Below are 7344 nucleotides of genomic sequence, written 5' to 3'. Positions count from 1 at the left end.
GAATTGACTTTATTTACATGCAGCCCACATGGAAATCATCTTAATCAGTACCTTAACGGAAGGATTTACCTATAAAGCGACCTATCGATCAGAGTATATTAAGACCAAACACGCCCTTTACGTCGAACAAAACAGCTTCCGTTTTTTCTCTCGATACTTGCGTACCTTTGCGTAAAATATCAATCAGCTGCGCTTTGTCATCTAGCAGTTCTGCTCTACGGGACCTTATCGGCCTTAACATCTCCTGCAAGCACTCCTCCAACACCTTCTTTGTTTGTCCATCCCCTAACCCACCTCTGCGGTAATGATTCTTTAACTCACTGACATATTGTGCATCACCATGAAACGCATCAAGGTATGTAAACACAATATTCCCTTCCACTTGACCCGGATCTTCAATTTTTAAATGGTTTGGATCGGTATACATGGACTTTACTGCCGTTCGAATCTCTTTCTCAGTCGCTCCCAGGTTAATGGCGTTTCCCATCGACTTGGACATCTTGTTTTTCCCATCCGTACTTGGAAGTCGTGATGCGTTACTCAGAAGCGGCTTACATTCGTTCAAAATAGACTTACCAGCGAGCGAGTTTAGCTTTCGAACAATCTCGTTTGTCTGCTCTAGCATTGGCAGTTGATCATCGCCTACCGGGACTAACGTTGCATTGAACGCCGTAATATCAGCCGCTTGAGATATAGGATAAGTGAGAAAACCAGCAGGAATAGAGCGACCAAACGCCTTGTTTTGAATTTCACTTTTGACGGTAGGATTACGTTCCAAACGTGCGATAGTTACAAGGTTGCTGTAAAACATGGTCAGTTCAGCCAATGCGGGAAGCTGAGATTGAAGGCAAATTGTAGTTTTAGTTGGGTCGATGCCAACAGCCAGATAGTCGGCGACCACATTGAGAATGTTTGAAGAGACCTTTGAAGGATTGTGCGCGTTATCAGTCAAGCCCTGCATGTCGGCAACCAATATTGTTTGGTCATGCTCATGTTGTAAGGATACACGTTGTTTGAGAGAGCCCACGTAATGCCCTAAATGCAAAGGACCTGTCGCGCGGTCGCCAGTAAGAATAATTTCTGATTTGTTATCGTTTTGATTTGTTTTCATTGAGTATCTCCAAGTTAAAAAGGCTACTGGAGATATAAAGAGACGACAATCTTGATGACATTCTTAGCTACCTTCCAGCAGCGTAAGAATGTGAGTATTCCGTGCTGCTCTAGATAGAGCACCACCAGAAGAAAACTGAAGTTGAAGCGGGATTAAATTTCATTCTTAAAACGTATCAATATTATTGGCTAACGACAACACATTTTATTGATTCAATTTAACTCGCTGTATTAATTGCATAAATTTATAATTCTAGAACGCATGGCTTGGTTAATCTCAAAGTAAGTGTTCAAGAAATTGAGCTGCGATAAAGCCGACTCTGCGGTGTGTTCGTAACCTTGATTGAAGCTTGGAAGCAGTTGAGCAAACTTAGGAAACCGCGCTTCTAACCTTCTATCAGACATAAACTCATCGACATAGCCAGGTTGTGGATTTTCTGTTTGTTCGACAAGATCAATTAAACGATCTAATGCATAAGACTGAACAAATCGACTCCCAGAGAGCTTTTCTCCACGGTTATAGCGGGACATACCCACATAAAGATTGGTCAGTGCTTCCCCGATTAACCACTCTTGGTTATTAGCTTGTGGAGCACTTTTTTCCGGTGGTACACAGCACCTAGCATCGAACGCCTCTTCCTGCCAAACAATACGACCTTCAGCAAATGGAATATGTGCTAATTCATGGGGTTCAAAGACCGCAAATTCGCAAAAAATTCCATCGGCATACAGAACTTTATAGCCATCGACCGTGTTTCGCACGGAATAGTCGATTGGATGGACATCAGATAACCAATTTAAATTGTTTAAAAAGTGCTGCTTTTGTCCTGCCTGTACGATCGCAAAGAAATCGACGTCTGAGTATTGGTCCAATCTTTCCGTTTCGATACCAACAGAACCAAGCCCCAACAAGGCAAGCGCCTTATTTGAAGCTCTTAAACACTGCCCAATAGAATCCAAGCGTTGTAGCAGCATTGTTGGGGTAAGTTCTTGTGATGTGATTGGCTGTCGAATGGTGTTATCGGTTTCCATCGTGCTATCCCTGTCAAATTGAATGCCATTCAACCTAACTGAGAGTGATAGCAACGACTAAACACAATTTATAAAATCTGTGTTTTGGATAACGATCTGTGCAATAAATGGATTGATTTAGGAGCTTTCAACTACCACCCGCATTTGTATCTCTACCTATTAAATAGATGACTTGGCAAGATACATCGCCATTTCTTGTTCAGGTACCATGCCTCCACCCGTCGCCCAAACAAGATGCGTGCTGTTGGATAACGTCGAATCATCGATACCTAATCTCGTCATATATTCAGTGTTATGTTCTACATGGATAGGCCCTGGCATGCCGGCTAATGCAGAGGGCTCTAGTTTGATGGCTTCTGCTTGATTCAATTGACCTAACAATTGATACATGCGTTCATCCGTTAATGTGTAGTAACCATCCAATAAGCGCTCCATTGCTCTGCCAACAAAGCCTGACGCGCGGCCCACGGCTAACCCATCAGCTGCAGTAAGGTTATCAATACCAAGATCTTGTACTGCAATCTCGTCATGCAAACCGGTGTGAACGCCTAACAACATGCAAGGTGAATGCGTAGGCTCGGCGAACAGACAATGAACATGGTCGCCAAATGCCATCTTCAAACCAAATGCCACACCACCAGGGCCGCCGCCTACGCCACATGGTAGGTAGACAAACAACGGATGCGCTTCGTCGACGACAATCTGTTGCTGAGCAAATTGCTGCTTTAGCCTTTCTCCGGCCACAGAATATCCAAGGAACAGTGTCTTCGAGTTTTCATCGTCAATGAAGAAACAACTAGGATCCAATTCAGCTTCTTTTCGTCCTTGTTCAACCGCAACGCCGTAATCTTGCTCATACTCAACCACATTTACGCCGTGCTCACGCAGTTTGTTCTTCTTCCACGCTCTCGCATCGGCAGACATATGAACGGATACGGTAAAGCCTAATTTCGCGCTCATGATACCAATTGACATGCCTAGGTTCCCTGTTGAACCTACCGCAATACTGTATTGCTTAAAGAACTCACGAAACTCGGGTTCTAGCAATTTGCTGTAATCATCGCTTTCACTTAATAACCCAGCTTCAAACGCGAGTTTCTCAGCGTGTGTCAGTACCTCATATATGCCGCCACGGGCTTTGATAGACCCAGAGATAGGCAAGTGACTGTCTTTCTTCATCATCAACCGCCCTTTTATCGGCAATTGATAATACGCCTCCAATGCTGTTTTCATCGTTGGAATATCAACAAGATCAGATTCAATGATGCCATTGGATAGTTGAGTTTCAGGAAATGCTTTTGCAAGGTAAGGGGCGAATCGTTGTAAGCGTAAACTCGCATCATGAATGTCTTTCTCATCCAAGCCGACATAAGGTAACCCTTGGTCTAGTGTTGTGACATTTGGGTTAAACCAAACCACCTCTTCGAGCGCCATAAGCTTATTTAGTAATGGAAAGTCGTTGGTGAGGTTATTTAGATTCAGTTCGATCATAGCTACCTTCTCTGGTATTAAGCGTTCTGGGCGATTTCAATCACTTGGTGTACACCCTATTAGAGCCGTAATCGAGAAATGATTCAATAACCGATACTTGTGCCTACCGTCAGCAGATGCTATTTCCCTTACTATGCCCGTGAGGCAACCGTCTTGATGTATTCACTTGGCGACAGACCAAACTTACCCTTAAAGCGCTGACTAAAACGTCCTTCAGATTGGTAACCACAAGATTGAGCAAGCATCGTGACATTGTGTTGGCCATTTTGCATAAGATACAAAGCATGGCTCAAACGCACTTCTGCTAATACCTCACGATATTGCATTCCTTCGAGTTTGAGCTTACGGATTAACGTCGCACGACTCATTGCAAAACGCTCTGCAACGTCTTCTAAAGAGTGTTTCTCGTCTGGTGAATGAGATAAGTAATGACTGAGCTTTTGGCTGAAAGAGACGTTTGAACGAGTAAACAACCGATGTAATACACCCTTCTCTGCAAGTTGTTGATACAAACCTTGCAACCAAAATTGCTGTGTGGTTTCACTCATACTTTGACGATCAAACGTAAACAAGGCATTTAAAGTATCTTGTAAACTGCGGTCTGCTTCTAAAGTGAGGTATTCGAATTCGGCAGCACATTGTTCACTCAGTTCGAGCATCGCTTGAGTGGGTTGAAAATGAAAACTAAACACGCGGGACAGAAATCGCCCTTTATGTGGCATGTTCTCAAAACTCAATGATGCCGAAGCTTCACACAGCAACAACTCAGAATGAGTAAGCTCTGCTGCCGAGTCTTTCCAAAACAAACGCTTACTGCCTGTGATGATCTGAATAATACTAGGGGATAGAATCCTCACATTACGCAGCTTTTGTAACTGCTCAGCTCGAAAAACTGTCACTTGATATTGATGATTCATCTCATCCCCCATTTATTCGTATTTACGTTTAGCGCAACAAACTAGCGTGTGTAAGTTGCCGTCAATCTTGCTTTGTCTAACGCCATGCTATTCAGTGTAAAGCCCACGACAGCTGACGGTGTATTCTCATCGAGGTTTAACTTATCAGTTGGTAGCGCCCAAACCGTAAATTGATAACGATGCATGCCGTCTTTCTCAGGAGGGCAAGCGCCACCAAAACCAACCGTTCCGTAATCGATGCGCCCTTCCTTACCACCCAACTTCGTCATGTCCGCTGCGCGAGGTAATTCATTCACGGTTGCTGGAATATCAAATGCAACCCAATGCCAAAAACCACTTTCGGTTGGTGCGTCTGGGTCATAAACCGTGATTGCAAAACTTTTGGTGCCTGCCGGTGCGTCTTTCCACATTAGTTGAGGTGATAAGTTCTCACCATCACAACCCCAACTAGAGTATTCAAACGTCTTAGCCATTGGGTGACCTTCTTGAATATCGTTACTGGTTAATTCAAATGCGTGAACTGAGCTTGCAGCCAAGATGCTCGCTGCCAATACTGATTTGATCATTGTTCTCATGATGATTCCTCTTGTTAGGTTTAAATCCAGTATATTCAGTTCCACCCTTCAATAAGTAACAGTAAGTACACAATTATCTAATCAAATTCAAATAAATGATACTTTCTGCACTTTATAACCTTTGTTTTAAGAAATCATCGATTGATGATGTATCGCTAATTTCGCGACTCGCGGTCACAAATTGATAAAGTGGGGACACTTGTTGACATTCAGGTTACAAATCTCGAGCAAAATTCTTTAGACTCGCGCTAATGACTTTTAATGAGAATGACTGGATGCGCAGGCTGACCCTAGCCCTTTGTTTTTTGTTTTGGCTCCCTACGTTTGCCAATGCCGAAAGCTTGCAAGACAAATGGCAAACACTCTATCAATCGAGCTGGCAAGCATCCCCGATCTTTGTTTCTCAACAAGAGTTATCTCATTACCCGAAGGCTTTGCTTAAAGACCGTAGTCGTTACCCCGATTTCAACAAATTCAGTTGGCAAGATATTGCGTCTCTAGCCGCGATTCAGCAAACATGCCAAGCGATTGAACCCTCTAATTCTGCGTTAAGCGATGCCATCGAGTTCGAGCTTGCTTTGTGTCAGCAACAAACCTTAGATTCAATCTGGTTTGCCGCTCATTCTAAACAACATCCTGCTGGGGGAAGTTTCGCGGACCGTTATGTGGCGCATTACCCAGAGACAAGCGAACAGATTCACCCGTTTTTAACGATTACCAACCCACTGCACCCGCTGTACACCAAACTACAACCCTTAACAGCAGAAGGAAGGGACGCGCTGCTTGATGGATACCGAGCCTGGCAACAAGGTGATGTACTTTGGTTAAGTGGTGAGCAAGGTTGGAAAGTGGTCCCGCATGATGTTTGGAAGCCAATTGCGAAGGAACAAGGCATAACCTTATCTGAAGAAAGCTGTTCGTTTCGATACAGTAATCTCTGCCTGAGTGAAACGAACAACGACACTTTTTTCATGAGAGTGATGATCTTCTCTTTGCTAGTTGTTCTATTTTCAATATTAGCAAGGTCACTATTTCTAAGAACAAAACAGCGTAAAGAGAGACAGTTTGTGTTGCAGCTCCTGACTCATGAACTTCGCACACCAATTACCAGCCTTGGGTTAACCGTCGAAATGTTCAGAAATCGTTACGACGAGTTCCCTGATGCCACTCAAGATGCAGTTTGGCGTTTGATATCTGACTATCAGAGGCTATCTCAACTTACTGAAAACAGTAAGGTTTACTTGAGTACAGAAAACGCTGAACCTTTATTGAAGCAAAACGCTTCTCTCGAAGAGTGGCTTGAACATGTATGCGAAAAGCACAACATCGACTATCAATGTGATTCCGGCGAAGTAGAGCTTAACCTGCCCTATTACTGGCTGACCATTTGCTTAGATAACTTGATCAAGAACGCTAAGCAACACGGCAAAGGTAATGTGTTAGTGACCGTTACCCTTGCTGACAAGTTAAGAATTGAGGTCCAAGATCAAGGACATTTCCCTTCATTCTTAGAACGAACCTTGTCCCGAGTCACTCCAAATGATGCGCATAGACACGATAACATGGGTATTGGACTCACCATTGTTGAACACTTGATGAAACAGGCGAATGGACGCCTCATTATTCTCCGTAATCCAACCCGATGTATTTTGGAAATAGCTTATGAACACCCTACTGCTGATTGAAGATGACCCACTACTTGGACAAGGCCTAGTCAGCTTCTTTGAGTCCAATGGTTATCAATGCCTTTGGGCACAAGAAGCTGCGCATGCCAATAAGCTTTGGTTACGAGCCGACCTCGTGGTGCTTGATAGGCAACTTGAGGACGGCGACAGCTTACAACACCTGCCAAACTGGTTACTTCTTAAAGCACTACCCGTGATCGTATTAACCGCGAAAGTAGAAGTTCAACAGCGTGTAGAAGGCTTAATGGCTGGCGCCAAAGATTATGTGACCAAGCCTTTTTCAAATGAAGAATTACTGGCGCGGGTCATCACTCAGTTGCGTCCACTGGGTGTCAGTCATCTAAATTACGCCAATATCCAAATCAACTTATCGGAAAGAACCGCCTATCTCGATCAAGCCCCAGTAGCGCTTAAACCGAAAGAGTTTCAGCTATTGGTCCTGTTTGTCCAGAGCCAAGGGCGAGTGTTCCACCGAGACGAGCTGCTTAACAAAATTTGGGGATACCAAGCCTTTCCGAGTACTCGAACTGTAGA

Annotated in this window: 7 protein-coding genes; 2 read left to right on the top strand and 5 right to left on the bottom strand. The window is 43.9% G+C overall.

Going from position 1 to position 7344, the window contains the following annotated elements:
- Window positions 1-88 precede the first annotated feature (88 nt).
- The 5 genes from trpS to BCT81_RS17635 all read right to left on the bottom strand — a co-directional run bounded on the left by trpS (window position 89) and on the right by BCT81_RS17635 (window position 5125).
- Entirely contained in the window at window positions 89-1111 is a 1023-nt protein-coding gene (gene trpS / locus BCT81_RS17655) for a tryptophan--tRNA ligase (protein WP_102425297.1), read from the bottom strand.
- Window positions 1112-1341: 230 nt separating this feature from the next.
- Window positions 1342-2142 (bottom strand): hypothetical protein, encoded by an 801-nt coding sequence (locus BCT81_RS17650; protein WP_102425296.1) that lies wholly within the window; start codon window positions 2140-2142, stop codon window positions 1342-1344.
- Window positions 2143-2301: 159 nt separating this feature from the next.
- Window positions 2302-3633: a D-serine ammonia-lyase gene (locus BCT81_RS17645; protein WP_102425295.1), complete on the bottom strand. Its 1332-nt coding sequence runs from the start codon at window positions 3631-3633 to the stop codon at window positions 2302-2304.
- 131 nt (window positions 3634-3764) lie between these two features.
- Window positions 3765-4550, bottom strand: coding sequence for a helix-turn-helix transcriptional regulator (locus BCT81_RS17640; RefSeq protein WP_102425294.1), 786 nt, complete (start codon window positions 4548-4550; stop codon window positions 3765-3767).
- A 41-nt stretch (window positions 4551-4591) separates the two neighbouring features.
- The gene (locus tag BCT81_RS17635; protein ID WP_102425293.1) at window positions 4592-5125 is read right to left on the bottom strand and encodes a YbhB/YbcL family Raf kinase inhibitor-like protein; all 534 of its coding nucleotides are present in this window, start codon (window positions 5123-5125) and stop codon (window positions 4592-4594) included.
- Between the two features lie 275 nt (window positions 5126-5400).
- On the opposite strand from BCT81_RS17635, the gene BCT81_RS17630 reads away from it, so the two are divergent.
- Window positions 5401-6810 (top strand): DUF3404 domain-containing protein, encoded by a 1410-nt coding sequence (locus BCT81_RS17630; RefSeq protein WP_102425292.1) that lies wholly within the window; start codon window positions 5401-5403, stop codon window positions 6808-6810.
- Window positions 6788-7344, top strand: a 557-nt coding sequence (locus tag BCT81_RS17625) for a response regulator transcription factor (RefSeq protein ID WP_102425291.1), incomplete at its 3' end; no start/stop codon positions are given. The genes BCT81_RS17630 and BCT81_RS17625, both read left to right, overlap by 23 nt.

It is taken from the genome of Vibrio sp. 10N.261.52.A1 (assembly GCF_002876325.1).
Classification (GTDB): domain Bacteria; phylum Pseudomonadota; class Gammaproteobacteria; order Enterobacterales; family Vibrionaceae; genus Vibrio; species Vibrio chagasii.
Note: the sequence above shows the minus strand (reverse complement) of the source record. Positions and strands in the feature narration are given on the sequence as shown.

Excerpts from the sequence above, each read along its gene's own strand:
- BCT81_RS17635 (WP_102425293.1), bottom strand. The coding sequence starts at position 5,125 with ATGAGAACAATGATCAAATCAGTATTGGCAGCGAGCATCTTGGCTGCA.
- BCT81_RS17630 (WP_102425292.1), top strand. The coding sequence starts at position 5,401 with ATGCGCAGGCTGACCCTAGCCCTTTGTTTTTTGTTTTGGCTCCCTACG.
- trpS (WP_102425297.1), bottom strand. The coding sequence starts at position 1,111 with ATGAAAACAAATCAAAACGATAACAAATCAGAAATTATTCTTACTGGC.
- BCT81_RS17640 (WP_102425294.1), bottom strand. The coding sequence starts at position 4,550 with ATGAATCATCAATATCAAGTGACAGTTTTTCGAGCTGAGCAGTTACAA.
- BCT81_RS17645 (WP_102425295.1), bottom strand. The coding sequence starts at position 3,633 with ATGATCGAACTGAATCTAAATAACCTCACCAACGACTTTCCATTACTA.
- BCT81_RS17650 (WP_102425296.1), bottom strand. The coding sequence starts at position 2,142 with ATGGAAACCGATAACACCATTCGACAGCCAATCACATCACAAGAACTT.